Annotated in this window: 18 protein-coding genes; 4 read left to right on the top strand and 14 right to left on the bottom strand. The window is 62.4% G+C overall.

Annotation, left to right across the window (positions count from 1 at the left end; genetic code table 11):
- Positions 1 to 4: 4 nt before the first annotated feature.
- Entirely contained in the window at positions 5 to 1,204 is a 1,200-nt protein-coding gene (locus PU133_RS14920) for a polysaccharide biosynthesis/export family protein (protein WP_404862324.1), read from the bottom strand.
- 263 nt (positions 1,205 to 1,467) lie between these two features.
- The gene (locus PU133_RS14915; protein ID WP_164527911.1) at positions 1,468 to 2,580 is read right to left on the bottom strand and encodes a capsular biosynthesis protein; all 1,113 of its coding nucleotides are present in this window, start codon (positions 2,578 to 2,580) and stop codon (positions 1,468 to 1,470) included.
- A 206-nt stretch (positions 2,581 to 2,786) separates the two neighbouring features.
- Between PU133_RS14915 and PU133_RS14910 the strand changes: the two genes are divergently transcribed.
- The 3 genes from PU133_RS14910 to PU133_RS14900 all read left to right on the top strand — a co-directional run bounded on the left by PU133_RS14910 (position 2,787) and on the right by PU133_RS14900 (position 5,746).
- Positions 2,787 to 4,046, top strand: coding sequence for a capsule biosynthesis protein (locus PU133_RS14910; RefSeq protein ID WP_404862323.1), 1,260 nt, complete (start codon positions 2,787 to 2,789; stop codon positions 4,044 to 4,046).
- Positions 4,047 to 4,125: 79 nt separating this feature from the next.
- Positions 4,126 to 4,914, top strand: a complete 789-nt coding sequence (locus tag PU133_RS14905) for an SDR family oxidoreductase (protein WP_126010861.1) — start codon at positions 4,126 to 4,128, stop codon at positions 4,912 to 4,914.
- A gap of 76 nt (positions 4,915 to 4,990) precedes the next feature.
- Entirely contained in the window at positions 4,991 to 5,746 is a 756-nt protein-coding gene (locus PU133_RS14900) for a DUF6030 family protein (RefSeq protein WP_404862322.1), read from the top strand.
- A gap of 1 nt (position 5,747) precedes the next feature.
- Here the strand turns inward: PU133_RS14900 and PU133_RS14895 are convergent, their stop codons facing one another.
- From PU133_RS14895 to rfbA, 12 genes are all read right to left on the bottom strand, one after another.
- Entirely contained in the window at positions 5,748 to 7,928 is a 2,181-nt protein-coding gene (locus PU133_RS14895) for a glycosyltransferase family 2 protein (protein ID WP_404862321.1), read from the bottom strand.
- A gap of 93 nt (positions 7,929 to 8,021) precedes the next feature.
- Positions 8,022 to 9,149, bottom strand: coding sequence for a hypothetical protein (locus PU133_RS14890; RefSeq protein ID WP_404862320.1), 1,128 nt, complete (start codon positions 9,147 to 9,149; stop codon positions 8,022 to 8,024).
- Positions 9,142 to 10,410: a capsule biosynthesis protein gene (locus tag PU133_RS14885; protein ID WP_404862319.1), complete on the bottom strand. Its 1,269-nt coding sequence runs from the start codon at positions 10,408 to 10,410 to the stop codon at positions 9,142 to 9,144. Before PU133_RS14885 ends, PU133_RS14890 begins: the two co-directional genes overlap by 8 nt.
- A 16-nt stretch (positions 10,411 to 10,426) precedes the next feature.
- Positions 10,427 to 11,089 carry an ABC transporter ATP-binding protein gene (locus PU133_RS14880; protein WP_126010857.1) on the bottom strand — a complete coding sequence of 221 codons (663 nt, stop codon included), beginning with the start codon at positions 11,087 to 11,089 and terminating at the stop codon, positions 10,427 to 10,429.
- A gap of 10 nt (positions 11,090 to 11,099) precedes the next feature.
- A complete protein-coding gene (locus tag PU133_RS14875) occupies positions 11,100 to 12,377 on the bottom strand; it encodes a capsule biosynthesis protein (protein ID WP_404862318.1) in 1,278 nt (425 codons plus the stop codon).
- 33 nt (positions 12,378 to 12,410) lie between these two features.
- A complete protein-coding gene (locus tag PU133_RS14870; protein WP_404862317.1) occupies positions 12,411 to 13,466 on the bottom strand; it encodes a hypothetical protein in 1,056 nt (351 codons plus the stop codon).
- A gap of 25 nt (positions 13,467 to 13,491) precedes the next feature.
- Entirely contained in the window at positions 13,492 to 14,316 is an 825-nt protein-coding gene (locus tag PU133_RS14865; protein ID WP_404862316.1) for a class I SAM-dependent methyltransferase, read from the bottom strand.
- 190 nt (positions 14,317 to 14,506) lie between these two features.
- Entirely contained in the window at positions 14,507 to 15,406 is a 900-nt protein-coding gene (locus tag PU133_RS14860) for a sulfotransferase family protein (protein WP_404862315.1), read from the bottom strand.
- A 59-nt stretch (positions 15,407 to 15,465) separates the two neighbouring features.
- Positions 15,466 to 16,368 (bottom strand): dTDP-4-dehydrorhamnose reductase, encoded by a 903-nt coding sequence (gene rfbD / locus PU133_RS14855; RefSeq protein ID WP_404862314.1) that lies wholly within the window; start codon positions 16,366 to 16,368, stop codon positions 15,466 to 15,468.
- A complete protein-coding gene (gene rfbB / locus PU133_RS14850; protein WP_404862313.1) occupies positions 16,365 to 17,417 on the bottom strand; it encodes a dTDP-glucose 4,6-dehydratase in 1,053 nt (350 codons plus the stop codon). The genes rfbD and rfbB overlap by 4 nt, the downstream gene beginning before the upstream one ends.
- A 61-nt stretch (positions 17,418 to 17,478) precedes the next feature.
- The gene (rfbC, locus tag PU133_RS14845; protein WP_126010851.1) at positions 17,479 to 18,030 is read right to left on the bottom strand and encodes a dTDP-4-dehydrorhamnose 3,5-epimerase; all 552 of its coding nucleotides are present in this window, start codon (positions 18,028 to 18,030) and stop codon (positions 17,479 to 17,481) included.
- Entirely contained in the window at positions 18,027 to 18,905 is an 879-nt protein-coding gene (rfbA, locus tag PU133_RS14840; protein ID WP_404862312.1) for a glucose-1-phosphate thymidylyltransferase RfbA, read from the bottom strand. Before rfbA ends, rfbC begins: the two co-directional genes overlap by 4 nt.
- A 579-nt stretch (positions 18,906 to 19,484) precedes the next feature.
- On the opposite strand from rfbA, the gene PU133_RS14835 reads away from it, so the two are divergent.
- The gene (locus tag PU133_RS14835; protein ID WP_404862311.1) at positions 19,485 to 26,978 is read left to right on the top strand and encodes an SDR family NAD(P)-dependent oxidoreductase; all 7,494 of its coding nucleotides are present in this window, start codon (positions 19,485 to 19,487) and stop codon (positions 26,976 to 26,978) included.

Below are 26,978 nucleotides of genomic sequence, written 5' to 3'. Positions count from 1 at the left end.
CAGTTTATTCGCTGAGCCTAACGACACCGCTTGCGACGCCGACGGGCTGCGACACGAGCGACAGGAAGCGCTGGATGTCCACGGTCGGATGGCGCGATGCGTAGATCACGTCGCGATTCTTGACCGGGAAGGTTTGGCCCGTGATGAAGCTGTCGGGATTGCGCATGTCGAACTGGTAGACGATCGGGAAGCGGCCGTTCTTGTCGGTCGCGTAACCCTTGTCCATCAGCGCCTTGAAGCGCGCGTCACCGATGAGAAGCTTCACGATCTCCGGCTCCTCGTAGCGGAACACGAAGTAGCCGCGCGCGTCGACCGATGAATCCTCGCCGCCGCCTGCAAGCGCAATCGCCTCCAGGAGGTTCAGGTCGTTCGAACCGAACGGAATGCGCGAATTGGACGACGTCTGGCCGAGGATGGTGAACGTGCGCGGATCATGCGTTACGAAGACCTGGTCGTTCGGCTGTACGAAGATGTTTTCGGACGGATCCTCGATGATCGACTTCAAGAGCACGGTGCCGGTGCTCTGGCCGCGGGTCAGCGTCACATAGGTCTCGTAGGGCTCCTGGCGCGGGCCACCGGCCTTGGCGATCACATCCATGATTCGGTCGCCGCTGAGTGACAGCGAGACCTGCTGGGAAGCGTTGACCGCGCCCGCCACCGTGACGGCGCGCGAATCGGTAGACGTCGTCGTGATGATGACGTCGGGCTCGACGGCCTTGTCACGCAGCGAGGATAGAATCGCCTGGCGCACCTGTTCGGCCGTCCGCCCGGCGAACTGGACCGAGCCGACGTAGGGGATCGGCACCCGGCCGTCCGGCTGGACGATGAGCTGCAGCGACGTCTGCTTCGATTCGGCGGTGGAGAACAGGCCGCTTTCGCCCGCCTCGAAGATCGTGACCTGAACCTGATCGCCGACACCGATGAGGGCCGTGTTGCCGGCGCTGCCGATACCGAAGCGACGGTTCAGCATGCGTGCCGTGTAGTCTGCGACCAGACGTGCGGAATAAGCGTCCACCTGGACGACATCGAAAACCGTAGCGGTGGGGCGGTTCTGTTCGGCGGCGGATTGACCGGCCGTGGATGCAATGGAGAGCGCGCTTGGGCCTTCGCCCGGCAGCGCCTGGCAACCGGCCAGAACGCCGAGGCTTGCGGTCGCACAGATGAGCTTGACGCGCAGGGCGGTCCCAGACTGTCGACTAATCAAAATGGTATGTCCTCACTCGCATTCGGTACTCGAGCCCCGCCCGGCCGCATCATTAGAACGTGGTGCCCAAAAGTAAACCAAAGCCGCGATTGGCGTTCGGGAGAGGCGGCCGGTGTGTCCTTTTGGCACCAAGAATGCAAGCGCGGCCACTCCGCCAGAAGAAACGATAGAGCCTGATCGGTAAACAATGTCTTGCGTGCCAAGATGACGCGGCGGGCCCGTCACGTCCCAATAGACCACTTGGCCACCGATTGAAATGCCATTCAGAAAGGCGGTGGAGCAAGGAGGCGATCGGCAACTGCGCATGCGCCGGGGATCGCGCCTTCTCCTTCGAAGGCGCCGGGAACGAGCACGGTCGTCTTCAGGAATGTCAGAAAGTCCGACACCCTCGCCGGCGACGGTGCCAGAGGCGCCTGCCAAAATCGCTCCAGCGCCTGGTCGTCGGTGAGCCCCTCGAGATCGTAGATCGCGCTTCCCAACACCTTCACCGGCCGACCGTGGGAAAGCGCCGACAATCCGACCGTCGAATTCACGGTGACGATGCCGGCCGAGCGCTGCATCAGCCGCTCGAGATCACCGCCGTCGAGAAAAACCACGCGCTCGCAGCCATGCTGCCTTTTCAAATCCTCGATGATCGCGGCCCAGGGCGTCAGCCCATTGTCGATCGGGTGGACCTTGACCACCAGCAGCGCGTCTTTCGGCGCGTGCGCCGCAAAGGAAGAGACCACATCGGCGAGAGCCGTCCGAAGCCCGTCGCGATAGCCGTGCTGGCGGATCTGGTAGTCGGTCTCCAGCTGCAACGGAAAGAGGAAGACGCGTCCGTCATGATGCTCGATCTCGGCCAGGGCCTCGTCTCGAGCTTTGCGTCGTGCCGGACGCTTCAACGCCTTGCCGATCCAGCCGCGCCATTCGTCCAGCGTGCCGTGAAGGGCGTGGTTGCGGTAATGCGGGTAGGCAAATGGCGCGCCGACGAGATTGGCGAAATGAAAGGCCACGTCGTAGGCCGCATAGAGAAGGAAGCTCGACTTGAACGACCGCGGCTCTGCAACGGGAAATTGGGACTGCCGATCAGCCTCGAACGCAGCCGGTATGCCGGAATTTCCGCCCATGCCATTCGGCTCGATCGTCAGCAGCCCGGGCCGGAGATAGCCTTGTTCGACGATGGATATGCGAACGCCGAGATCCCGGGCAACGCCGATCGCATCCCGGTGAAACGGCCGTCCGTCGCCGAGGCAGACGAGATCGGTGATCGCCCCGTCTTTCATGATCGCACGCGCGGTCTCCGGCCAGTCTTCAGGTGGCTTTCGAAATGCGATGTAGTCGCCCGCGCCCTGCAACCAGAAGAGCCGGTCGCCGGGACAGGTGCCGACCCTCAACGTCTCGGCACCTGAGCGCCTCAACTCACGCGCAACACGGGCGAAAAAGGGAGAGGAGGGGCCTTGCAGGAAAAGGAAACGGCGCACTGGCAGGCGATCTGTCATTTAGGGATGGGTAAACGCGCCAGGCGCGCACATGGCATTTAACATTGCACGCGCGGTCGGCCTGTGCAATCGACGGCGGCCGATCCACCGCAGCTTGCGCAATGTCTGACACCAAACGCCTGACGATCCTTTTTCTCCAGGGCCACCCATCGCGCTTTTGGAGCGCGCTTGGCGATGGCCTGGATGCGGCCGGCCACCGCGTGCTGAAGATCAATTTTTCGCTCGGCGATCGCGTCTTCTGGCGCCGCAAGGGTGCCGTCGACTACCGCGGGCGCATGGGCAAGTGGGCTGCCTGGCTGGCCGATTTCATCCGGACCAACGGCGTCACTGACATCTATTACTACGCCGACCGTCTGCCCTATCACGCCGAAGCGCTGGAAATTTCGCGGTCGCTTGGCGTGCGCTGCTGGGCGATCGAATTCGGTTATCTGCGTCCGGACTGGCTGACCTTCGAGCCGGAGGCGATGGGCGCGCGCTCGCTCTTTCCGAAGACGCGTGAAGGCATTGCTGCGCGTGCCGAGCGCCATGTCCTACCGGATCTGCGGCCGCGCTATCACCATACCTTCTCCGAGGAGGCCTTCGGCGAGGTCACCTTCGCGCTGCTCTCGGAAGTGGGGCGGCCGGCCTATCCCTTCTATCGCTCCGATCGCTACTACTGGCCGGGCTTCGATTATCTTGCCTGGCTCGTCGTCCTGGCCGGCGAATTGCGCGCCAAGCGTCGCGCGGGTGAAGTCGAAGCGCGGCTCATGCGCGAGAACGCGCCCTACAACATGGTCGCGATGCAATTGCAGCAGGACTACCAGATCCGCGCGTCGTCACCCTATGATCACCTGGAAGAGTTTCTCGAAGAGATCGTCTCGTCGTTTGCCAAACACGCGCCGGCGGACCGGCGGTTGCTCTTCAAGATGCACCCGCTCGACAACGGGCTCGAGAACTGGCCGCGCCGGCTGAAGCGGCTGGAAAAGCGCTATGGCATCGTCGGACGCACCGATCTCATCCGTGGCGGCGATCTCGGCAATCTCATCCGCTCGTCGCAGGGCGTCATCTATGTGAATTCGACCGTCGGCCTGCACTGCATCATGAACCGCAAGCCGTCGATCGCAATGGGCTCGGCCGTATTCGACATCGATGGGCTGACCCACCAGGGCGGCATCGATAGCTTCTGGCGCGATCCGGAGCCCGTGGATGGGCCTTTCCTCGAGCTCTTCCTGCGGGCATTGATGGATATTCAGGTGCGCGGCACATTCTATGGCGAAGAGGGCAGGGAAGCCGCCATCGCCGAGATCGTCCGGCGCATGGATGCCTTGGCGGAGAGCGGCGAAACCGGATACGGCCTGCCGCCGCTGCCGCTCGCGCACTGAGCGTTTTCAGGTGAAGTGGCCACGATTCACCGTCCGGAAACGCGACAGATAGGGAACTGAGCGTTAAACAGGAAAAGCGATGCAGCATGTCGTCATCACTGGAGGATCGAGCGGCATCGGCGAGGCCTTCGCCCGCCTGCATCTTGCCCGCGGCGACCGTGTGTCCCTGATCGCGCGGGATGCCGAACGTCTTGCCGCCTGCAAGGAAAGGCTCGCGGCGTCAGGCGGCACCCTGTCCGCCCATTCCGCCGATGTGCGTGACGCAGCGGCGCTGGAGGCAGCAATCGCCGCTGCCGAATCGGAGTTCGGCCCGACGGCGCGTCTGATCACCTCGGCCGGCGTTGCCGTCCCAGGCTATTTCGAGGCGCTGGATGCCGACAGCTTTCGCCAGCAGATGGACATCAATTTCCACGGGACGGTCCATGCCGTGCGCGCCGTCTATCGGGGCATGACGCAGAGACGCAGCGGCGAGATCCTGCTGGTCTCGTCTGCCGCAGCCTTTGTGGGTCTGTTCGGCTATACGGCCTATGGCGCATCGAAATTCGCAGTTGCTGGCTTTGCGGAATCGTTGCGGGCGGAAGCGCGCCGCCATGGCATCAAGGTCGCCGTCTGTTTTCCGCCAGACACAGAAACGCCGCAGCTGGAAGCGGAGAACCGGCTGAAGCCGCCGGAGACCGCAAAAATTACGAAGACCGGCGGCATCATGACGGCCGAGCAATTGGCGACAAGCGTCGTTCGCGAGTTCGAGCGGGGCAAATTCGCCATCTATCCCGGGTTGCGCGTGTCGCTTCTCGGCCGATTTTCCAGCCTTGCCCGTCCCGCGATCAACCACTGGCTGGATCGAACGGCCGAGCGTGCCGATCGTTAGCTTGGTTGATGTGGCCTCCATCCCTTGCATGCTAGGTTGCACGCAAAGAGGACGATGGACTGAATTGGTTTCAAAGATGAAGACAGTGCGCCCACTGCGATTGCGCAACACGGCTTTCGGTCTCGTCGCAACGCTTGCCCTCGTGGCGATCGCTATGCCGTCGCTCACATTCGCCCAAGTGTCGGAGCCAGGGGTCGAGGCGAGACAGACAGTTGAGCCGATCGACAAGGGCGGTCGCATAAAGTCGCTGCGCAAGCCCACGGATCGCCCGTCGCGCCTCCTCTCGAAGCGCGTCGAGCGCGTGACCGCGCGGCCAGAGGTTCTGTGTGGCGCTTTGTCCGTGTTCGGTTTGGTCGAGCCGGGCCTGCAATCGGTACTTTTGCGCAACGGCGCGTGGGAGTGCTCTCCGGTGCTGGCCAATGTCGAACCGGTGCCCGAGGAAGGCCCCGCCACGTCCCTGTTCACGCTGGTGCGCGGCCGCGGTAGCCTTGATCCGCCGACGATCCGCATCAAGCTGAACGAACTCGATCCCGCAACGGCCGATAGCGCCCGCAACACCGTGCTGAGCGCCCTGCGCAGTGCCGTGCGCAATTACGGCATGGAATTGCCAGCTGGACATGTCGCGGCCCTCCAAGACATGGAGCGCGTCGATCGTGTGGAGACAGGCCTCCGGCTGCGCATCACGCCCGAAATGGGCGATGCACGCCGGCTGAACATTCTTCTGGAATTCGTCGGCGAGCCCGAACCCCAGCCTGAACCTGAGGAGGCAGCCCCGGAGACGGTTTCCCCTGAACCCGCTTCGCTGGAAGAGCGCATGGGCGTTGCGGACTAGGTCAGTGCTTCGGCAGCCAGTGCCGCGCCTGCGGCAAATGGTCGAGCTTCTGCAGTTCCGGGTTTGAGCGATCGCGCGAATGCAGCGGGCTCGACGCCGGGTCGACGAAGTGCGTGGTGCGGTGCAGGCGGCGCAGATTGTCCTTTTCGCGCTCGAAGCGCACCTTGTTCTCCGGGCTTTTTTCTGAGCCGCGCGTTGCGGACTCGTGGTGGTGCAGGCAGGCAAACGGCGTCCAGATCACCCGCCAGCCGGCACGATAGGCGCGCAGGCAGTAATCGACATCATTGTAGGCGACGGGAAAATTTTCCTCGTCGAACGCGCCGATCTGGGCGTGGCAGTCGCCTGAAATCAGCATCGCTGCCCCGGTGACGCAGCTCATCGACGAACGCACATGCAGCCGGTTCATCGGACCAGGAAAATTTGCCGAGCGATTGAGATACCAGTGGCCGGCAAGCCCACCGAAACCAGCGATCACGCCGGCGTGCTGGATCTTGTCGTTGGGATAGAGAAGCTTGGCCCCGACAATGCCGGCTTTTTCATAGGCCAGACACGCAACCATTTCCTTCATCCAGCTCGGATCGATGACGGAGATGTCGTTGTTCAAAAGCAGGAAATGCTCGCCCTTGGCCTTGGCGATGCCCTGGTTGACCGCGCGAGAGAAGTTGAACTTGGCCGGCTCGATATCGACGGAAATGTTGTCGTGACGCTTCGTCATCTGGTCGTAGAGCGAAAGCACCGCAGGGTCGGTCGTACCGTTGTCGATGATGAGGACTTCGAAGTCCGGATAGTCAGTCTTCTCCATCAGGTCGGAAAGGCAGCGCTGGATGAGCGGCAGTCCATTCTTGTTGGGGATGATGACCGAGAGTTTCGGCAGAGCATCGCGCAGGCGCAGAAACTCGACCTTGTGCAGCGTGTCAGTCAGCGCCGGCACGATCTCCACGTCGTCGCCGCGCCGTCCATAGGCTTCCTTCATGGCGCGCCGCGCGCTGTCGGTCGATGGCCCCATGTTCTGGCGCGAATAGGTCCGCCCGTCCCGGCGCCACCAATAGGCGGGATAGGGCAGGTGGATCACCTGGTTGTCGGTGAGGTCCGCCAGATACCGCAAGAGCAGATCGTAATCCTGAGAGCCCTCGAAACCGGGGCGCAGTCCGCCAATGGCGCGCAGGCGCTCGGCGCGATAGACCGAGAAATGGTTGATGTAGTTGACGCCGGAGAGCAGCACCGGGTCGTATGCGGGCTTCGCCATCAGGCTGGTGGGCGTAAGGCGCCCGTCGGTCACCACCTCATCCGTATAAAGGAATTCAACGCCCGGATTGCGTTCGATCGTGGCGCGGATCAACGCCAGAGCCGACGGCGCGATCGCATCGTCATGGTCGAGCAGCGCGATCCATTCGCCGGAGGCAGCCGCGATGCCGGAATTGGTCGTCTCGGCGATGCCGCGATTGACCGGGTTGCGCACCACGATCACGTCCTCGAACGCCGCCGTCTTGTCCAGCCAGGCCTGCGTCGTGGACGAGGGAGAGGCGTCGTCGGAGAGGATCAGTTCGACCGTGCCGGCCATCTGCCGCCGGAAGGACCGCAGCAGCTCATCGAGGTAACGATCCGGCGCATTGTAGACCGGTACCACAAGGCTGAGAAACGGTGTCTGCGACGGTTCGAACGACAGCTCCGCCGTCTCGATGGCCGCCAGCTGATAGATTTCTTCCAGATGCTGGGCGAGCTTGTTGGTTTTGCCGAAGCCGAAAGGAAGCCCGGAGAAGATCAGCCGGCTCAGCCTGCCGAACTTGCTGCGAACCGCGCCGGGCGTTCCCTGGCACCAGGCCTCCGCGACGGCTTCGGCCTCGGCGCGGCTGCGGAACGCGTCGGCGTGGCAGGTGAAGTCGCCCGGCCGGTTGTTCGGATCGAGCCGGATCGAACGGACAGTGCCGATGCCACCGACATCGATCAGAATGGCATGGCGGCGCGAACTGCGCGGATTGAAGGACTGGCGTTCCTTGAAGCCCAGACCGAAGTTCACATAGAGCTGCGGCTCCATCGTGCCTTCCTCGACCGACAGCCGGAAAACGAGATAGCGCTTCTCGCGGATGAAAGGCAGCCGCACCACGAAACGGGGGTCGTCGCCAAGACTGCGCCAGACCACGGGCGGCTCGATTTCGGCGAGATCGTTGATCGGCTCAAGCATGACGGCCTGTTTTTAGAAGGATCGGAAAATCGGTGCGTGATGCGCTCCACGGCGCATAAATCGGCTGCTTTCTGGAAGACTTGCCGCTCATAGTCAACGCGGCGACGATGGCGAAAGATCGAGGTCGGGAAATCGAAGATCATCCGCCATGGCGGCCACGACATCGCGCGTCGCCTGCGCGGCCTTCTCGCGCCGCTGCGGATTGTCGGCGAGATCGAGAAGAGTTTCCACCCAGATGTCGGGATCGTTTCCGATATGGATCTCGTCCTGATGCCGCCGCGAGGAATAGGCGGGGCTGTCGGAAAAGATCGCTGCCGCCCCGAGGCGGGCGCAGTCGATGCGCTTGGTATCGGCCCGCGCGGCGTTTTCACGGTTGTCCATCAGCGGCACGGCAAAGATGTCGGCCCCCGTCTCGCGCGAATGGCGGTGGTACTCCGGCCAGCGCATCAGTGGAACGATCCGCAACTGGTGCTCCGGCAGCCCGGCGGAAAGCCAAAGCTTCCGATCGTCGCCCTGAGCGAGAATGTCGAACCGGACATTTGGGTGCCGCGCCACCACCCGCTGCGCGATCGGCACCAGAAAGCGGTGTTCCCGGCCATGCACGCCGGTTGCGTGGAACGCCACGCTCACCGGTTCTTTGGATGATCTGGCGCTGAGCGGCAGATGCTCGGCAGTATCCGGGGCAGGCGGGAGCAATGATACCGGGCGACCACCGGCTGCGAGTGCTTCCTTCAGCGCCGGCGTGGAAGCCCAGACATGCGTGAGCAACCGGTTCAGACGACGGAGCGGCAGCAGCGTCATCGACGCCAGATAAAGGCGGTAATGCCAGACCGCTTCGGTTCCCGTCAGCAAGGCGGCAATGTCGTCATCGATGAAGAGTGCGACACCGGCGAGCTCTGATCGATGCCGTTCCAGCCAGCGCAGCTGTGCCGGCTTGATATAGCGGCAGATGATGACGAAGAGCCCGGCGGGATCGATGCCCTCGGGGCTCTCGCTGTCGATGCAGCGCGACTGATAGGGAAGCGGCGCTAAGGCCTTGAGGCGAGCTTCGAAATAATAGCTGTAAGTCGGGTTGTTGCCTTTTCGAAGCACGAGAACGCTGCGCACCGGTGGTCGGCCGTTCCGTGAAGCGAGCGCGTGCGGGCGGGGAACAGCCCGGTAGGCACGATCGGACCACCGGTCGAAAAGCGACCGATGCATGCCGATGACGGCATCAGCCAAGGCGGGTTCTCACGATCGACAGAATGCCGGCCACGATGCCGAATGTCAGCAGGCTCACGACGAAGATGATCATGCTCCAGAAAGCGCGGCGCGGATATTCCGCACCGTCCGGCAGCGTTGGCGCTAGGAACGGGTCGAGATACATCAACTGCTGCTGGCTGAGATATTGCAGCTGCTCCAGCGCTGTGATGCTTGCAGTCAGCTGCTGCTCAGCAATCGTCTGCTCCAAGGTCAGCTGCGAGAATACGGTGGACGTGTCGGCGAGCGTCGTCCCGCCCCCGCTGGTGCTCGCAATCTGCGAACGCAATTGCGCGATCTGCTGGTCCTTTGCTTCGATTTCGCGCGCAAGCACCCGCATTTGCGGCGCATCGCGCGAGACATTGTCGCTCACCGCGTTCATGCGGCCTTCGAGCTCGATCTTTTCGCCCATCAGCTGTGTGAGGAGGGCGGACAGCGACGTGGATGTTTCTTCCACGGCCAGGATGCCGGACTCGTTTCGCGCCGTCTCAAAAGCCTGCCGCGCCTGGCTGAGGCTTGCCGTCGCACGTTCGACCTGAGCACGCGCGGATGCGGTCGCATCGTTCCAGATCCGGTCGTTGAGGTCGTTGATCAGCGCTTCCGAGGCTGCGACGACCTCCTGCACGATCGCCCTTGCATCCTCGGCACTGAAGGCGCGGACCTGGACGGTGATGATGCCGCTCGAAGGGCTGATGCCGACATCGACCATGGATTCCCAATATTCGAGCCGCTCCTCGATCGTCTCGCCTTCCGGCAGCCGAGCCAGCCAGTCTGCCTGGTCGGAACTGTAGCGCCCGATGAAGTCGGCCTCGCGCTCCAGCCGCTCCAGCATGGTGCGGCTGATGATGTAGTTGGCGACGATCTGCGTGTCCTGCACGATCTTGGCGGAGGGAATGCCGCTCATATCTCCGAACTGATCCGCCGCCTGCATCGGCTCCGACGTGCGCACCGTGAAGCGCGTCTCCGACATGAATTGGTCGGACGCGATCAGCCCGTAATAGAGCCCGCTCGCGATGTTGGGGATTGCAAAGAAGATGGCGAAGGCCGCGATGAACAGCGCCTTCATGAGCTTGTCGATGCCGCGCGGGCGCAAGCCGACCGAAGCATAAAGCTTGCCGCGCTGCGATGTCGTCAAACGCAATTTGCGCGCCACGACCGCCAGCGCCGTCGTCGCCTGCTTGTTGCGATCGAGCGCCGACATCGGCTGGCGATCGCCGGTGATCTCGTCGGGCCTGTTGCTCATCGGTCTGCGCCCAGCATCATCGGTTCAGCCTGTAATACGTCTCGATCGCATTTTCGACGTCGTCGAAATAGATCGGATGACCATCGACCAGCACGATCCCGCGCTGGCAATAGGATTTGACGGTGCTCATCGAATGCGACACGACGATGAGATCGGCGGTCTCCTGTCGCCGCAGAAACGCCTTTCGGCATTTGGCTTGGAAACGTGCATCGCCGACCGCCGTGATCTCGTCGATCAGATAACAGTCGAATTCTATGGCCATTGAAAGACCGAAGGCGAGGCGGGCCGACATGCCCGACGAATAGGTCTTGATCGGAGCCTTGATGTAGTCGCCGAGCTCGGCGAAATCCTCCACGAACTCCGTCACTTCGCCGACATCCGCGCCATAGGCGCGTGCGACGAATTTGAGGTTGTCGCGCCCCGACATCATCGGGTGGAAGCCGCCGGCGAAACCAAGCGGCCAGGACACCCGGACATTCCGCTTGATCTTGCCAGAATTCGGCAATTCGGAGCCGGAGATCAGCCGCAAAGTCGTCGATTTCCCCGCGCCGTTAACGCCAAGGATCGCGTATGAATAGCCTCGCTCGAACGCAAGCGAGACCTTGTCCAGGATCATCTTCTTGCGACCTTCGGTCTTGTAGTACTTGGTGACGTTGCGCAGCTCGACCGTCGTTTCCATCCGTCAGCCCTCAGGTCCGATGGTCTTCGACGGAGGCGATGATGAGGGCAACGATGCCCCAAGCGATCGCACAACCGAGCAGGATCAACAGCGGCATGATGAAGCGCTGGGGGTAGCGCGCATCTTCCGGAACACTCGGCTCGACGAAGACGGTAACGTAGACCGCCTGTCGATCGGCTTCCAACTCAGCCTGCGCGAGATTGCGCCGTGCAGCTTCGTAAAGGCCTGAGGCCAGCAGACGCTCCGTCTCATACTCCGCGAACTCACGCAGGTAGCGCGACAGGTTGCCGTCTGCAGTGTCGCCTGAGGCCAGTTGCCCACGCAGTTCGGCGATCTGCGTGTCGAGCGCTTCCTGCGTGCGCTGCAGCTGTCTCACCTGGGGAGCGTCGCTGATGGAATTCTGCGCGAGGACGAACAGCCGGCTGTCGACGGTCAACTTCTCCTGGAGAAGCCCGGTCAGAAGCTGACCGGTCTCCGTCGCCTGTGCTTCGACGCTGAGGATGCTGCGGTCGTTCTGGAATTCGTTGAGCTGCGCCAGCGCCTGCTCGTAGCGCCCGGCAGTGGACGCGACCTCCTGTTTGGCACGCCTGATATAATCGGCGCGCGCCCGCTCGGAGAGCTGGTTGACGAGGATTTCGCTCTCTTCGATGATGATCTGGGCGAGTTCACGGGCATCTTCGGGCGAATGGGCGCGCACGCGCAGCGTGATGATGCCGGATGGTCCATCGATGTAGGTCGTGACCTGGTTCGACCAATAATCCAGCAGATCTTCGCGCGTGGCATCGTCGGCAAGGCGTGAGAAGTAGTCGATCTCGTCGCGCTGAAAGTAACTGCGCAGATCGACGCGCTCTTCAATGCGACGAAGGATCTCGGTGGAATGTATGAAGCTCGTGACGACATACCCATCCTGCGCCAGCGGGCTTGTCGTCAAAAGCTGGCCGCTGGCATCGCTGCTGGAACCGGATGCAAGGGAGCGCACCGCGAAGCGCGTCTCGGCCACATACTGGTCAGTGGCGAGCGCAAAATAATAGAAGCAGGCGAGGATGAAGGGCAGGGCGACGCACACGAGCAGGCTGATCGTGCTGAGACGCCAGAAACCGCCGCCGCTCGCCGTTTGCGGAGCTGCTGCGGTTGTCTCTGCATCGATTTCCTTGACACCGACGGCTGTCCCGCTGGTCGTGCTCGGCATGGTGCCATCGCCGGTGCGCAGGCTGCGGCCGTCGAGCGCCTCCGCGTCGACCTGAAAGGTCCCGGACTTGTCCTTCTGCGCGGTTTTGGTGGCCGCCATGGGCAGTTCTCCAGCAGGGCGCTCAAGCCCTGATCAAAGGTCCGCGGTTCGCTTGTAGCTATCAAGGATCGCCTGGCGTGCGAAATGGTAGACGATTATGTCCTTTTCGAGCAATTTCTCGGCAATCGGCAGGTCACGCAGCCGATCGGCAATGGATGCGATCTGCGAAAAATTGCTCGCCTCCGGCAGGGTCGAGGGCTCGACGCCGATCAGTTCGGCAATCGGTTCGATATAGGTCTCCGGCGCCTCGCGCAATCCGACCACCGCGAAACGTGACAACATGTCGACCGCCGCCGGCACGGCATTGGGACCGAGCGACTCGTCACCGCTCGACAGCGCGATCTGTCGTGTCAGCGGCGCGTTCAAGATGCGCGACACCGGATCTGGCATGACTTTGAGCGCGTCCTTCAGCGAAGCTGACGACGAGATGTCGACTTCGGCAAAATGCTCGACCGCAGGCCCGAAGGTCATGCGGTCACGATCCCCGAAAATTCCTTGCGGCACAGACTTGAACCGCTGCAGCAGGAACAGGCGCTCCGCCATCTCCATGTAAGGGTCGTTGATGACGGCAATCGCTTGAAAGTCGCGATCGAGAAACTCGGTGAATGTCCTTATCTGCAAGCGGCCGGCGAGATAGATCGACGGAACAGCGTTCAGGTGAAACATCTGCTGCACCGTTTCGAGACCAAACCGGTCGACCCCATCTGCGCCATACTGGAAGTGCGGCTTGATCGCCTTGTCCATCGCGAGGAAGGGAATCATCTGCGTTTCGACGCGGACCAGCTTTTTCTTGACGACGCTTGCAGGAGGAGCGCGGCGATAGATCAGGACTCCCGACTTGTGGTCCCAGAGCGTTAGTTCAGGCCGCTGCTCGATGTCCGGAAGGATCGTATCGTCGATACGAAACCCTATCATGCCTGTCTCGTGCCGACCTGCGCGAAGCACAGCCTCGCGCATTTCGTTGCATTCCATCTCGAACAGCGTCTCCTGGCCATCGCGAACGATGATCCTTGGCCGGTCGGCGAAGCCGTCGGGCACGAGGTAGCCGATGATCGCGTTTCTGGTGTCGTGTTCCAGATTGAAGAGCAACGTGCCGATACCTGCTCTTGGTGCGTCAGTTGCGCTTTGCCAGAAGCGAAAAGCAGGGGCCACCGCTGTGGTTGCGGTCCTCACCCATGATTTCGATGCTGCCGTAGCCAAAGGATGTCAGCAACGAGAGGATGTCTTCTCGATGGACCCAATAATGACGGTCCTTCGGGCCCCCACAGAACGACGCGTTGGACGAAGCGTTGAAGTAGCCACGCTCATAGAGACGCACCGGTATCCCGTTCAGCTCTCGCGTCTCGGTCTTGCCCGAAAATGCCTGTCGCCACGGCTCGGTCTTTTCAGAGACATCCGGAAAATAATGCGTCCAAATGAAGACGGCGTCGCTTCTTTCCGCCATCAGCCGGAGAAGCTCGACCGGCTCGGCCATGTGGTATAGAACGCCGGATGCGACGATGAGATCGTAGCGTTCCGGCTTTTCCTTCAGCCATGCCATCGCATCGCCAAGATGGAAATGGGCGTGGTTCATGCCGAGGATTTCGCGGGTGATCAGGCAGCGCAGATAGCAGAGCCGGTTCGCTTCCACAGCATCGACCCGATCCGGCTTCTGCTGATCGATCATGTAGGTGTGCATGCCCTCGAGCGGGCCGATCTCGAGTACTTTCTTGCCCTCGAGCGAGCCCATCTGCTTGATCATCCACGCGATGCGATGATCGTTGTAGAGCGCGAGCGTGCCGGCCTTCAGTTTCAGCGCATCGGGAAAGCTGCCGGTCCAGCCGGGCAGGAGATCAATGGCGTTTTGGTAGGACGGAACTCCCGCTTCGTACTGGTCGAAGGCGACGTCCTTGTCGGTGCGGCGTGAAAATTTCAGGCCGGATTTGGTCAGGTGAACCACAGTAACTCCGAATTCTTCACCGGCGCCGTCGGTTCGTGCGCTGGGCGACTTCTCTTATCACAAAGACCTGCGTGCTCCAGAAGATGTTGGATCGCATATCCGGGTCCCACAAGATGTCACGCTGAAAAGCAGGCATTGCGGGATCAACGCTCCGTGTTGCGGCTCGCTCGGCGGAGACATCGAAACTGCTTCAGGGTGAACCGCTGGTCGAATGGCTCGTGGATAAGCCTCCTGATTCGGTGCGAAGCCGCGCGAGTTCTGCTTCCGCCTCCTGTAACCTCGCTGCGATGCGTCTGGCTTGCAGCCCAACGGCGATGGCAGCGGTGGTGATGGGTGCGAAGCAACCTTCTGAAGCGCGGAGCTTGGCTTCGATATCGGTGAGCGTCCCGAGGATGTCTGCTTTCTCGACGCCCTTCTCCAATGCCAGAAGCCCTTGATAGCTCGCGTCGACCCATTCGGGCAGCACCGATGTCGCCGCGCTCTCAGAGTGATGGCGCTGATCAGCGGATAGGAATGAGCCAATGCTGTCGGCGGTAGCAGACCCATCCATGCTGACCTCGAAACACTCGGCAATCCGATGCGCAACGCCTTCCCAAGCACCCAGCAGACTGTCGAATGTTGTCACGACCCGAGGGGAATGCCGCGTAAATCGCTCGGCATCCAATACATGGCGAAGCCAGATGATCTGCCCAAGCGCCGGATGCATCCCGTCGCGCGCTTCGAGAGAAGCGGCAACTTCGGCGGGATGCCGCAGCGGCAGGATCGGCATCGGCTGGATATCAAGCGAATCGAGCACTTGTCGCCAGAATGGATAGAGGCGGCAGATACGCGGATCCTTGAGGACGATGGTCCTGGCATCGCCGAATTCCTCGGAAAGGATCGCGCGGGCCTCGGGCTCAAAAGCGGTCAGCTCGGAAGAGGACAAGAAGCTCTCGTCTATGGCGCGCCAATCATACCACGTGCTGCCGGCGGCCTTCAGAATGCGGTCGTTGAGATCGCAGATCGGCTGCGACTCCCAATGCCCAAGCGGATTTCCCGCACCCGCACCAATCAGCGTGCGGGGAAGTTCTGCGCCAAGCAGGGCGAGCACGCGCGTGAGCGCGCTCGTGCCGGAACGGTGCATGCCGAGAACGACAAAGGCGCGACGCCTCAAGCCTCGCACCATTGATCCACCGTCCGATCCACATGGGTGGTCCAGTGCGGCATCTGCAGGCCGAAGGTGCGCTCGATCTTGCCGATGTTCAGTCGCGAATTGGCAGGACGCTTGGCCGGGGTCGGGTAATCTGCCGTGGCGATCGGCTTGATCCGGTCGGGGCTTGCCTTGAGAGGGCGGCCATTGGCGCTGGCGCGTTCGATCACGTGGCGCGCAAACCCATGCCAGCTCGTCTCCCCGGCAGCCACCAGATGGTAGATGCCTGAGATCGTGCGCAACCGTTCCTGATCGAGGCCCGTCGAACCGAGCGTGATCGCCGTCACGTCGGCAATCAGTTCGGCCGAAGTCGGCGCACCGACTTGATCGGCGACGACGGAGAGTTCATCGCGATCGGCGGCAAGCCTGAGCATCGTGGCGGCAAAGTTCTTGCCGCGCCGGGCATAGACCCATGATGTCCGGAAGATCAGGTGCGCGGCGCCTGATCGGAGGATGGCCTCCTCGCCGGCGAGCTTCGTTTTGCCGTATACACCGAGCGGGCCGGTCGGATCGTCCTCCTCGTAAAGGCCGTCCTTCGATCCGTCGAAGACATAGTCGGTCGAATAGTGAACGAGGCAGGCGCCAAGGTCGCGTGCGGTTTCCGCAAGCGCGGCGACGCTGAGATGATTGACTCGATCCGCTGAAGCCTGATCGTCCTCCGCTTTATCGACGGCGGTATAGGCAGTGGCATTGACGATCACCTTAGGGCGCGACGAAAGCTGTCCGAGCGCCGGGCGAACCGCATCGGGATCGTTCAGATCGAGCCGGCTGCGATCGAGCACGTCGGTCAGGCCGAGGGGAGCGAGCGCCCGTTTCAGTTCGTAGCCGACCTGTCCGTTTCCCCCAATCAGCACCACACTCATGCGTATTGCTTCTCCAGCCAGTTCTTGTAGGCGCCGGACGTGACGCGGTCGACCCAGCCCTGGTTTTCGAGGTACCAGTCGACGGTGCGGGCGATGCCGGTGTCGAAGGTCTCGGCGGGCTGCCAGTTCAGTTCGGTGGCGATCTTGGCGGCGTCGATGGCGTAGCGCTTGTCGTGGCCTGGCCGGTCGCGGACATGGGTGATCTGCGTGGCATAGCCCTTTCCGTCAGCGCGTGGGCGGCGCTCATCGAGAAGCGCGCAGATGGCGCGCACCACCTCGATATTGGTCTTCTCGTTGAAGCCGCCGATATTGTATTTCTCGCCGAGCCGACCGGCTTCGAGCACCCGGCGGATCGCCGAGCAGTGGTCGCCGACATAGAGCCAGTCGCGGATCTGCGTGCCGTCGCCATAGACGGGCAGGGGCTCGCCCTTGAGTGCCCGGTGGATGACGAGCGGGATCAGCTTCTCGGGGAAGTGATAGGGGCCGTAATTGTTGGAGCAGTTGGTGATGATCACCGGCAGCCCATAGGTGTGGTGATAGGCGCGGGCAAAATGATCCGCCGCCGCCTTGGAGGCCGAATAGGGGCTGTTCGGCTCGTAGGTGTTGGTCTCGGAAAACGCCGGCGCATCGGGGTCGAGCGAGCCGTAGACCTCGTCGGTCGAGACATGGATGAAGCGGCGGCCGTCTGAGGCAGCGTTCGGTCCCCAGGCATGGCGGGCGGCTTCGAGCAGGCGGAAGGTGCCGGTGACGTTGGTGTCGAGAAAGGCTTCCGGGCCATGGATCGAGCGATCCACATGGCTTTCGGCGGCAAAATGAACGACGGCGCGGATATCGTCGGCGGCGAAGACCCTCTTCAGCGCGTCGGCGTCGCAGATGTCGGCCTGGACGAAGCGGTGGGCCGGATTGCCCTTGAGCGACGCCAGATTGTCCATGTTGCCGGCATAGGTGAGCTTGTCGAGATTGATGACAGGCTCATCGTTCGCCTGGAGCCAGTCGAGGACGAAATTGCTGCCGATGAAACCGGCACCGCCGGTGACGAGAATGGTCATGGAAAAAGCTGTCCTGTCGTCTCTCGAACCCAACCAATGAAGAAGGGCCGCCTGCCGTCAATCAGTCGAAGTGCTTCGCATCCTTCAGAGGCGGAGCCTTGCCATCCTTCTCCGACACTTGGATGACATCCGCTTCGATGTGCCAGTCGATGCCAAGCTCCGGATCGTTCCAGGCAATCGCACCCTCGCATTCCGGCGCATAGGTGTCGGTCGTCTTGTAGAGAAACTCGGCATGGTCGGAAAGTGTGACGAAACCATGGGCAAAACCGGCCGGGATCCACAGCTGCCGCTTGTTCTCGGCCGACAACACCGCGCCCACATGCTGGCCGAAGGTCGGAGAGGAGCGGCGGATATCGACGGCGACGTCATAGACCTCGCCCGAGACGACGCGCACGAGCTTGCCCTGCGCATGCGGTGGCAGCTGGTAGTGCAGGCCGCGCAAGACGCCACGGGACGAACGGGAATGGTTGTCCTGGACGAAAGCGACGTCGGCACCGGTGCCCTCGCGGAACCTGGCCGCGTTGAAGCTTTCCATGAAGAAGCCGCGTTCGTCGCCGAACACCTTCGGCTCGATCAGGAAGACGCCGGAAAGCGCAAGTTCCTCGAACTTCATGCAAGCACCCGATCGCTGAGGAGCTGGATGAGGTAGCGGCCGTAATTGTTCTTGGCGAGCGGAGCGGCAAGCGCCTTCAGCTCATCCGCATCGATCCAGCCCGAGCGGAACGCGATCTCTTCGGGGCAGGCAATCTTCAAGCCCTGGCGATGCTCCAGCGTGGCGATGAAGTTGCCGGCATCGAGCAGGCTGTCATGGGTGCCGGTATCGAGCCAGGCGTAGCCGCGGCCCATGATCTCGACGTTGAGCAGCCCCTCGTCCAGATAGAGCCGGTTGAGATCGGTGATCTCCAGTTCACCACGGTGCGATGGTGTCAGTCGCTTGGCCTTTTCCACCACTGTGGAATCGTAGAAATAAAGCCCGGTGACAGCGTAATTCGACTTTGGCTGCTTCGGCTTCTCCTCCAGGCTCAGCACCTTGCCGTCCTGGTCGAACTCGACGACGCCATACCGCTCCGGATCCTGGACGTGATAGGCGAAGACGCTGGCTCCAGCCTCACGCGAGGCCGCATTGTCGAGCAGCCGGCGCAAATCTTCGCCATGGAAGATGTTGTCGCCGAGCACCAGCGCGCACGGCGAGCCATCGAGGAAGTCCGCTCCGATCAAAAACGCCTGCGCCAGCCCGTCGGGCGAAGGCTGCACCGCATAGGAAAAGCTGATCCCCCAGCGCGACCCGTCGCCCAGCATCTGCTTAAAGCGCGGCGTGTCCTCCGGCGTCGAGATGATCAGGATATCCCGGATGCCGGCATGCATCAGCGTCGAGATCGGATAATAGATCATCGGCTTGTCGTAGACCGGCAGCAGTTGCTTCGAGACCGCACTGGTCACCGGATACAGCCGCGTCCCGCTGCCGCCTGCTAAGATGATGCCTTTCATGAAGCCGTCCGATCCTTGGAGATGTGTGGCGTTCAAGGTCCTACGAAGCGCTAACGCACTCCAGTAAAGCGATCCGCTATCGGATGTCGCGAAAAAACGGCCTGGCACGGCAAAGTCAACCGGAATCGTTAGCCAATGCTGACTGTAAAAGCCTCGGCTCGGCCTCAGTGAAGCCGATCAATACATAAGAATGCATCACATGTTGCGTGATGTCGCAGCCCGTGGAACGACCGCCAAAAATTAAGAAATATGACGCTACACGCATGACGTGTACCTGACGTGTTCGCTCTGACCGTTGAGCGGCATGAGGCTCTTACCCGCCACACGCGTGCCTCCGCAGAGCATACTCAATGCAACCGGGCTGGTGAGATACCTGCGGATGACCAGAATGCTGGATTTTGTCGCATCCTTTCGCCGCAATCGCGCCATTTTCGATTTGTGCTCACATTCTCAATTGTCCCAGGCGCCTCCTGCGCCAAGCGGCCACAGTGGTGGACGGAGCCGGCTGCAAGGGTTGCATTGGCCGGGACTTCACGGCATTGACGGAGTCTTATCTTCCACAATGCTGCGTGCGGGTACATGACAGTAGAAATAATTGGCCGCGCTTGTGTCGTTCCTGGAGCGGGCAACCCGGAAGAGCTGTTCGATCTTCTGAAGAACCGGCGCTGCACGGTGACGGAGATTCCGCACGACCGTTGGGATCATGCGCGCTACTGGCATCCGCAGATCGGAACGGCTGGAAAGACCTATACTTTTGCGGCCGGCGTGATCGGCGACCTCTATGCGTTCGACGCCAACGTCTTCGGCATGTCGCAGCGCGAGGCAATGCATCTCGACCCGCAGCAGCGGCTTGTTCTGGAACTGGCATGGCGCGCTCTGGAAGATGCGAGCATCGACCACGCATCGATCCGCGGAGAGAACATCGGCGTCTATGTCGGGGCATCCAGCCTCGACCACGCCAATCTTCTGTCCGAAGATCCGGCCGCCGGCGGTCCGTATTTCATGAGCGGCAACACGCTCTCGGTCGTCTCCAACCGCGTCTCTCATATCTTCGGCCTGCGCGGGCCGAGCCTCACCGTTGATACCGCTTGCTCGTCCTCTCTGATTGCGCTCGATCAGGCGGTGAAGTCGCTGGAAGCCGGTGTGATCGATACCGCCATCGTTGGCGGCGTCAGCATTCTTGCCCATCCTTTGCCCTTCGTCGGCTTTGCCCAGGCGCGCATGCTCTCGCCCGATGGGCTGTGCCGCGCCTATGACGACCGCGGTATCGGTTATGTTCGCTCCGAGGGTGGAGCGGTCTTCGTGCTGCGTCGCACCGATCGGGCGATCAAGGAGCGTGACCGCAGCTACGCGACGATCGTTGCATCCGCTACGAATTCCGCCGGTCGCACCAACGGCATCTCTCTGCCGTCGCGTAACTCGCAGGCGGCGCTGCTGCGCTCGATCTATGGCGAGAACGGCGTCGATGTCGGCCAGCTGGCCTTCGTCGAGGGGCACGGGACCGGCACCAAGGTCGGCGATCCGGCTGAGCTGTGGTCCATCGGCACGGAAATCGGCCAGAAGCGCAGTGCTCCGCTTCCCGTCGGTTCGATCAAGTCGAATATCGGCCATACGGAGCCGGCATCGGGTGTGCTCGGCCTCATGAAGGCGGTGCTCGCGCTCGAGCACAACTACGTGCCGGCATCACTGCATTTCGAAGTGCCGAATGAAAATATCGATTTCGATGCGTTGAATGTCCGCGTCGCGTCCGAACCGATCGAGCTTTTGAAAAGCACACGCCGGCGTTATGCCGGGGTCAATTCCTTTGGCTTTGGTGGCGCCAATGCCCACATCGTCATCTCCGATCCGGCGAACGACCAGCCGCGGCCGGACGCTGTACCGGGCAGGGGCGTCTTCGTGGCATCTGCACAGACGACATCCAGCCTCGACAACCTCCTGAGCTCCTACCGGGACATGCTGTCCAAGGGCAGCAAGACACAGCGGCAGAACGTCGCCGCTGCCGCCGGCGCGAACCGCACGATGCTGAAGAGCCGTTTCGTCGTCAACACGAGCGAGCCCGACGCTATCGTCCATGCCATCGACGAATATCTGAACGATCGGCCTGGTGCCGCCGAAGTGGCGGATGCGCCGCTGGCCGAGGGCAAGGTCGCATTCGTGTTCTCCGGCAACGGCTCGCAATGGGCCGGCATGGGGATCGACGCCTTCAAGCAGAACATCCATTTCCGGCAACGCTTCACGGCAATCAGCGCGCTTTTCCAGTTGCATGCAGATGTTGTTCTCTCAGACCTGCTCTTCGCCGAAGATCTTGGCGCAAGGCTTGCTGATACCAAGATTGCACAGCCCCTGCTGTTTGCCGTTCAGGCGGCGCTTGCCGATACGCTGGTCAAGCTTGGCGTCAAGCCGTCCGCAGTTCTTGGCCACTCGGTCGGCGAAGTTGCGGCTGCCTATGCCTCCGGCGCCATTCAGCTCGTCGATGCCGTTTCGATCGTCGCCAAGCGCTCGTTTCATCAGGATCGCCTTGCCGGTTTCGGGAAGATGGCGGCCGTCATGCTGTCGGCGAATGACGCGATGGATCTTGCCAAGGCCGAAGGCCTGGATGCCCTGTGCGTCGGTGCTTTCAATGCCCAGAACTCGGTCACCATGACCGGCCCGGCAGACGAGATCGAAGCGTTCCGCGACGCTGCGCGTGCGCGCAAGATCCCGGCATCGGTTCTCGACATCAATTATCCCTTCCACCACCCAATGATCGACATGGCGCAGGAGGCGTTCCTCGCCGATCTGACGCAGATTTCGCTTCGGCCGACGGAGGTGGATTTCATCTCGACCGTCACCGGCGCCAAGCTCGATGGCAAGGCGCTCGACAGCTCCTATTGGTGGCGCAATGTGCGCGAGCCGGTGCTGTTCCAGTCGGGCGTGGAAGCCGCCATCGAGCAGGGTTGCACGGTCTTCATCGAGATCGGCCCGCGCCCGGTTCTTGCGGCCTATCTGCGCGATGCCGTCAAGGCGCGCGGCATCCCCGGTGTTGCCATCGCGACGCTCGCCAAGGAGCCGATCGGCCAGAATGGAGATCCGGTCGGACGCTCGCTGTCGCGCGCCATCGCCCATGGCGCTGCCTTCGACGCGAAATCATGTCTCAGCGAGCGCAACGCATTCGTGCGGCTGCCGTCCTTGCCGTTCGAGAAGGCGATCGTCAAACCGGCCCGGACAAGCGATGCGGTTGCCCTGTACGGCCGCGATGTCGATGAGCCCTACACGCTTGCCGGCTGGCGCGTCGATCCGCTGAGCGGGCATTGGAAGAACCATGTCGACCGGCATCTCTTCCCAGACCTCGCCGAGCACGTGGTCGACGGCAAGCCGATCCTGCCGGGCAGCGGCTTCATCGAGATCGCGCTCAGCGCGCTGCGCCAGTACCACGCGATCGATACGGTCGAGGTTACCAATCTCGAAATCATGCGCCCCCTGGAACTGCAGGCGACGACGCTGACCGAGCTTTCCACCGTGATCTCGCCGGAAACCGGTGACATCGAAATACGCTCGCGCGAACGTCTGAGCGATGACGACTGGACGCTGCATGCGGTTGCCCGCGGCCGGGCGCTGCGCGACGGTGCGATCAAGACGGCAACGCAAAGGCCGAAAGGCAGTCCGCTGCGCACCTTTACGGCGGCTGACGCCTACAAGACCGCAAAACGCTTTGGCCTCGATTACGGTCCGAGCTTCCAGCTCATGAAGCGAGCCGAGCTCTTCGAGGGCAACGTCATCGTTGCGACCCTGGTGGCTGCGGCGAAGCCTGCCCATCGCTATGTCAGCTACGGGCTTAACCCGGTTTCCGTCGATGCGGCTTTCCACGGTCTCGTGGCGCTGTTCGGCGAATATACCGGCGCTCTCGGCGGCGCACCCTACATCCCGGTCCGTTTCGGCCGTATCCGTCTGCTGAAGCCCGATGCCGAGCTAGCTGGTGCGCGCATCGACATCGACCGCGTATCGGAACACTCGATCCGCGCTTCCTTCACATTCTTCGATAAAGCCGGCAACGCCATAGCGGATGCAACCGACTGCCGGTTCCGCCGCACCTATCTGCGCCAGCACCGCACCCTTTACGACACCTCGTTCCACTACCAGGCGCTGCCCGCTGTCGCTGCGGGTACACTCGCCAACGATCGTGTCGGCAAGCTCGCACCGGCAGCCGTCACAATCGGCGAGAACGACACGACCATCATGCTGAAGGCAGCGATCTATCGTGCCTGCCATGATATTGCCGTTCGGCTTGCCGATCCGCGCCATCTGGTCATGCCGCATAGCCTGCCCGAAAACGCCGGGCTGCGCAGCCATATGGCCTATTGCCTGTTCATTCTCGAGCAGGCCGATCTCGCCCGCAATTCCGAGCGCGGCTGGGTGATCGAGCCCGATTGCGAATTGCCGCCGCTCGACCAGATCCTGGCCGATGTCGTCAGAGGCGATCCGGCCCGCGCGGTCGAAGCCGTTCTGGTCAACGACGCCTATTGCGAGACCATCCACCGGCTGGACAGCCTCGCTGCCGGCGCCGACATCGCCGAACTCAACGGCAGCTTCATCGCAGAAGCCACCCGGTCGCACTACGACATGCATGGTGCCGGCGCCCAGTTCCGCTCAGCTGCGTTGATCGACGCCCTGGCGGCATCGCTCGAAGCCGCAACGACGCGTCCCTCCGGTCAGTTGCGCGTGCTGGAACTGGAAAGTGTTTCCACCGCGCTTAGCCGCCGCATGGCCGATCTCGTTCGTCGCCATGGTGGCAGCCTGGTGGTAGCCGAAGGCCGCGATGGCGCCCGTCGCCGCCTGGAAATCGAGTTCGAGAAGGAGCCGCGCGTCGACGTGATCGAGCCGCAGGCGCTCGCGTTCGATGCCGGCTTCGACATCGTGGTCAGCGCGTCGAACGCGCTGTACGGCCTGCTGGAAAACAGCGCCGAGTACCGACAGCGGCTGAAATCCGCGCTGCGCCAAGACGCGCGTCTGCTGTTCATGAGCGACGCACCGCACGCGCTGGTCGATTTCGTCTTCGGTCTGAGCGACGATTGGTTCGCCGGCAGCCAGGACCCGCTGTTCCCGGTCGGCCGCTACGGTGGAAGCGAAGACTGGCAGCGGCTGTTCAAGCTTGCGGGCCTGCCCAGTGCGCAAGTCGAAACGCTGCAGCCTGGTTCAGGGCCCGTTCTGGCGGTTCAGGGTCAAGTCTCCGATGCCGCAGACGCCATGGCCTCGGTACCGGCTGCTGATGCAGGCGCCCCGATCATCGTGGCGGGCGCAGAAGCAAAAGAGGCAGCGCGGTCTTTCGGCTCGGGCTCGCTCCATGTGCTGACGGGCGAGCTGGACGATGACATCGCGCTGGTTGATCAAGCCGTGACCGCTGCCGTCGAACAGGGCAGGGCGCTTCTCTATCTCTGCTCGAAAGAAATCACCGAGGCGGGATCCGAGACGCTTCTTCGTCACACCACTTATCTGAGCGCTGTGGCCGAAGCTTTTGCACGGCTGGGCGGCGAGGGGATCACGCCCGCGCCGCGTCTCGCTGTCGTCATGCCGGGCGGTGCGCCCGGTGGTAAGGCTGGCCAGGACGCGTTCTCCGCATCCAACGGCGGCATCTGGACCTTCCTGCGCGTTCTGAAGAACGAATACAGCTTCATCGACGTGACCAGTTTCGATACCGATGGCGCCAAAATCGACGACGCGCTGGCAGCGTCGATCACATCGAAGCTTGATGGCAAAGGCCAGGATCGCGAGTTTGTTCTGGACGCGACTACGGGTGCCTTCAGCCGCCTGCGCGCCGTACAGGGCCCGGTGACGTCCGACGTCTCCCGCACCCGCTCTTTCGCTGGTGCAACGATCCGTCAGCTGGTTGCTTCGCAGCTCGGCAGCATCGTCTGGGAAGAGGTCGCGCACGAGAAGATCCCCGGACCGCGTGAAGTCGTCGTCGACGTCGCCGCAACCGGCCTCAATTTCCGAGACGTCATGTGGGGCATGGGTCTCTTGCCGGAAGAGGCGCTCGAAGACGGCTTTGCCGGCGCCACGATCGGCATGGAGTGCTCCGGCCGCATTGCTGCCGTAGGGGCTGAAGTTGAAGGTTTCGCGCCTGGAGATGCGGTGATGGCCATCGGCCCGGCTGCGTTCTCGACGCAGATGGTGGTCGATGCCGCCGGCGTTGCACCCCTGCCACCCGAGATCGACATCGTCTCGGGAGCGACGCTGCCGGTGGCGTTCCTGACGGCCTATTACAGCCTTGTCGAGCTTGGCCGTCTGCAGCCAGGCGAAACCGTTCTGATCCATGGCGGAGCCGGCGGCGTGGGCCTTGCTGCCCTGCAGGTCGCCAAACAGCAGGGCGCGCGCGTGTTCGCAACCGCCGGCACGGTCGAAAAGCGCCGCTATCTGGAAATGCTGGGCGTCGATGCCGTATTCGACTCCCGGTCGCTGAACTTTGTCGACGAAGTGCTTGAGGCGACCGGTGGTGAAGGCGTCGACGTCGTCCTCAACTCGCTCTTCGGCGACGCGATGGAACTCTCCATTGGCCTCGTGAAGCCGTTTGGCCGGTTCCTGGAGCTCGGCAAGCGCGACTACTACGCCGACAGCAAGATCGGCCTGCGCCCGTTCCGTCGCAATGTCAGCTATTTCGGGATCGATGCCGACCAGCTGCTGGTGGCGAAGCCCGAGCTGACGCGGCGCCTGTTCAAGGATCTTTCGGTGTTCTTCGCACGCGGCGATTTCACCGCGCTGCCCTACCGGCAGTTCGCTTTCGATGAGATCCGCGGTGCGTTCCGCCTCATGCAGGGGTCCGGCCACATCGGCAAGATCGTCATCACGCCGCCCGTATCGGGCGTCGACGAAGTGCGTCGGGCATCCGGTGCCAAGATGTCGGTCGATCCGCGCGGTATCCATCTGGTCGTCGGCGGCATCGGCGGTTTCGGACTCGCGGCAGCCTCGTGGCTCGTCGACATGGGCGCCAAAAAGATCGCGCTTTGCTCGCGTGGCGGCCGTGCGGATCAGGAAACGGAAGCGGCCATCGCCACCTGGGCCGAAAAGGGCGTCACGGCGAGCGTCCATGCATGCGACGTCACCGATGAGGCGCAGGTCGATCATCTGTTGCAGCGCCTGCGTCGCGACGCACCTTTGAAAACGGTTGTCCATGCCGCCATGGTTCTGGACGACGCGTTGATTTCGAACCTGACGCCCAGCCGCAACCGCCCGGTGATCGAGGTTAAGGCACTGGGTGCCTCCAACCTCGACCGGCTGACGCGGGTCGACGATCTCGATCATTTCATCCTCTTCTCGTCGGCAACGACGCTGATCGGCAATCCCGGCCAGGCGAACTACGTGGCAGCCAACGGCTTCCTCGAAGGGCTCGCTCGCGCCCGACGCGCGGAAAGCTTGCCGGCGCTGGCGATCGGCTTCGGCGCGATCGGCGATGTGGGCTTCCTGTCGAAGAACGAGGCGGTCGGCGAATTGCTCGCCAAGCGCATCGGTGACAGCGCGCTTGCGTCGCACGAAGCCCTGGAACTCGTTGCCAACTACGTCGCGCAGGACCCGGGGACGGTCGATGCGGCTGCCGTGATGATCTCGCAGATCGACTGGGCAACCGCGCACAACCTTGCCCTGTCGAAAACGCCGCTCTTCGAAACGGTGCTGCGTTCCGTCGATCAGTCGGCGCTGGCGGCCGATGGTGGCGAGATCGATCTCGTGGCGATGATCGCCGGCAAGTCCTCCGATGACGCCCAGCAGATCCTTTACGATCTGATCGCTGGCGAGATCGCGGGCATCCTGCGCATTCCGATCGACAGCATCTCACGCAACCGTGTCTTGAAGGAAATCGGTCTCGATAGTCTGATGGCGATCGAGGTGGGATTGGGCTTCCAGAAGCGCACGGGTTTCGAGATGCCGCTGAGCGGCGTGTCGGACACGACGACGGTCGGCGATATCGCGGTCAAACTCTATGATCGGGTGCAAAAGGCCGCTGGCGCGGATGATGCCGAGGAGCAGCCGGCACCGGAAGGTGCGGGGCTTGTCGGTTCGCTGGCCCAGAAGCACATCGAGAATCGTCAGGCAGGGACGCCCTAG

This window comes from Georhizobium sp. MAB10, assembly GCF_045012825.1.
Lineage (GTDB): Bacteria > Pseudomonadota > Alphaproteobacteria > Rhizobiales > Rhizobiaceae > Georhizobium > Georhizobium profundi.
The sequence above is the reverse complement of the archived record's forward strand: the minus strand, read 5'-3'. Positions and strand labels throughout refer to the sequence as shown.